Source organism: Prevotella sp. P3-122 (assembly GCF_002251365.1).
Taxonomy (GTDB): Bacteria; Bacteroidota; Bacteroidia; order Bacteroidales; family Bacteroidaceae; genus Prevotella.
In genome coordinates, this window is record NZ_NPJH01000054.1 from 1 (window position 1) to 2,932 (window position 2,932).

The 2,932-nt window shown below is 38.0% G+C and carries 3 protein-coding genes; all 3 read left to right on the forward strand.

The features are described from left to right. Window positions 1-130 precede the first annotated feature (130 nt). Complete coding sequence (locus CIL02_RS09975; protein ID WP_170935064.1) at window positions 131-1,303, forward strand: tyrosine-type recombinase/integrase; 1,173 nt, start codon at window positions 131-133, stop codon at window positions 1,301-1,303. A 311-nt stretch (window positions 1,304-1,614) separates the two neighbouring features. Further along, the gene (locus CIL02_RS09980) at window positions 1,615-2,271 is read left to right on the forward strand and encodes a tyrosine-type recombinase/integrase (protein ID WP_170935065.1); all 657 of its coding nucleotides are present in this window, start codon (window positions 1,615-1,617) and stop codon (window positions 2,269-2,271) included. Further along, the coding region (locus CIL02_RS09985) for a tyrosine-type recombinase/integrase (protein ID WP_170935066.1) at window positions 2,252-2,932 on the forward strand (681 nt) is incomplete at its 3' end. The genes CIL02_RS09980 and CIL02_RS09985, both read left to right, overlap by 20 nt.

Genomic DNA, 2,932 nt, shown 5'->3' on the forward strand with positions numbered 1-2,932 from the left:
GGTGTGTTATGCGAATTTCCATTTTATGCGAACTTCTTGTTGTTTCCATATATAATAGTGCTGGTTAGATTTGTAAATGTTCGCATTAAATATTATATTGCTTTTGGTTGAAACAAATAAAACGAAAGCAATGGATATCAAAACACTTAGAACCAAGTATCCACTTCTTTTGAGATATCTTCAAGATCAAGGAGTGAGCAAAAGTACGCTTTACAATTATCAGCGTGAAATCAAAGTTATGCTCAGTCCTGATTCGGATATTTCGGATATGGATCAGTATTGTCACCGTCTTGAAAAGACTTGTAAAGACAAAGGTCAGACATTATATAGACGTCTGGCTTGCATAAAACGAATATGGCGCTACATCACAGAAGAAGAAACGCCAAGACTAAAGACAATTCCCTTGGAGGTTATGCCAAAGGAATACACATATCTTCTTGACACATGTAAGCAAAAGTCAAAAGCACTGGGTCATAAAGAAAAGACTACGTCTGATTATATTGATGCATTACGTTCTTTCTTCGTTTATCTTTATGGGAGGCAGGTCACTCATCTAAAAGATGTTTCAGAAACAATTGTTCAAGAATACTTTACAGATGGTAATACGGCGAAACGCAGTAGAAGCATCTCTGGGAGATTGAGAAGAGTCTTTGTCATGTTTCAGGATTCAATAGGAATAGAAGTTTCTATTCGTTTGTCTTCCTTCATACCCTCAATTCCTAATACTACTCACATATATCCCGATCTGTCTGAGGAAGAAGCCAGTAGCATAGAAAAGGTGCTCACTGATAGCAATATCCAAATGCCAGATGTTGATCGTGCCATAGGTAGCCTCGCATTTTTCATGGGATTAAGAAGTTCTGACATAATCAATCTTCGCAAGGAAAATATTGATTTCAAGAATAAAACCATTAGACTCATTCAGCAGAAAACGGATGTCCCGTTGACACTACCAATACCAACTGTATGTAGTAATGCTATTGTAAAATATGTTAGGGATTCTCGTCCCAAGAGCCCATGCACTGCAATATTTGTACAGGCAAGGACAGGAAATACTCTGCATAAACGAGATCTTTATAACATTTCAAATGACATACTAAGACTTGCCGGTGTCTCACTCTTTAACCGAAAGATGAGAGGACTGCACCTTTATAGACATCATTTTGCTAGTTCGTTAATTAGTCACGATACAGATGTTTCAATAGCATCTGGACTTCTTGGTCACACATGCCCTGAGTCAACGTTTGCTTACCTTGGTAGTGACATAACAAAACTAAGAACCTGCGCCTTACTACTACCATGAATAACAAAATCAGAACAATATCAGAGATAGATTCTCTGTATGCCACCTACCGACTTGTTTCACAGAGACATCCCATAGATAGTCAAACAAGAACGTTTCTGAATTATTGCAAAAAACAGAGTAAGGATGGACTGTTTAGTCAGGTAATGATAGATAATTGGTGTTGCAAACGTGAAAATGAAAAGAATAATACTCACTATAATCGCGTAAAGGTAGCTGAGAATATTATCAAGTTTGCAAATGAACGAGGCTATTGCTGCATAAATCTTAACTCCAAAGTAAAATGGGGAAAAACTAAACATCGTCTTGTCATGCTGGATCAGCAAGAGATGGTGTCCTTCTTCAAAGCCTGCGATGAGCAAACATTCTATGAAACTGGCGTATTCAAAAAAAGAGGTCAATGTTATGAACTCGTATGTAAAGTCATATTTCGGTTACTATACAGCAATGGGCTACGCCCTATAGAAGCAAGGCTGCTTCGCATTGAAGATGTAGACCTAAGAAATGGAATCATCTATATAAGGGCAACAAAAGGTTATAGAGAGCATATTGTCGCGTTGAGTCCAGAAATGCAAGGCATATTGAGGGATTATGACAGGAAGATCCGGCTAATTGAGCCCACTCGAGTTGCATTTTTTCCAGACGAAAAAGGAGAATTCCTTCATAGGACTTGGATTAGTGACATATTTCACAAACTTTGGTACAAGTATAATTCTACATCAGCTGTGCCCTATGACTTTCGTCACAATTACGCAATACAGAACATAAATGCTTTGAACGGATTAAGTATTGATGAAGCGTACTACAGCTTGCTGGCGATAAGTAAATCAATGGGGCATGCATCGTTAAACCAGACAATGTACTATTACTCTTTAACTCCTCAGTACTCTTCCATTTTGAACAAACTCAGTTCTGCTGATTTGAAACCCATAATACATAGATTACCAGATGAAGAAGACAGATTCTAAAGAAAACATCGAGGAATACAAAAAGTTGTCGCAGCTGTTTGGAAAATGGATTCATCACGAATTCAATAGTGAAAATACGAGAGAATCGTATCGAATCAGCCTAAGACTCTACTTCAAGTACTTTCTCAAAGACTACAAGCATATAGCATTTGGTACATTCTCTCTTGATAAGGCTTTAGGCAAGTCGACAATAGAGGAATGGGAAAGCTGGATGAAAGATCGCGGAAACACAAACCAAACGATAAATCTCAGACGTAGTAATCTGATAGCCTTCTTGTCCTTTATCGCAGATGAGGATATTACGTATGTCAAATACCTCCTTGACGCAAAGACTATACATTGCAAGAAAAGTGCCCGTACGAAACAAAAAGCCCTCTCCGCCACTGCAACTGAAGCAATAATCAATGCTCCTGACATACATACAAAAACAGGATTCAGAGACACAGTCCTTATGGGATTAATGTATTGTACTGGAGCTAGATTGAACGAGGTGTTATCTGTGAGAATAAGAGATATAACCATACCTGATAATGAAAATGTAACAGGCAGCATCCTGTTCAACGGAAAAGGCAATAAATACAGATGTATGCCGCTTGACGAGAACATAATGATCCAGATATCATTGTTTATCAAACGTATTCATGGCACAAATCCTAATCCT

Bases quoted from the DNA above. Each gene is read 5' to 3' on its own strand.
- CIL02_RS09975 (WP_170935064.1), top strand. From the start codon at position 131: ATGGATATCAAAACACTTAGAACCAAGTATCCACTTCTTTTGAGATAT.
- CIL02_RS09980 (WP_170935065.1), top strand. From the start codon at position 1,615: ATGCTGGATCAGCAAGAGATGGTGTCCTTCTTCAAAGCCTGCGATGAG.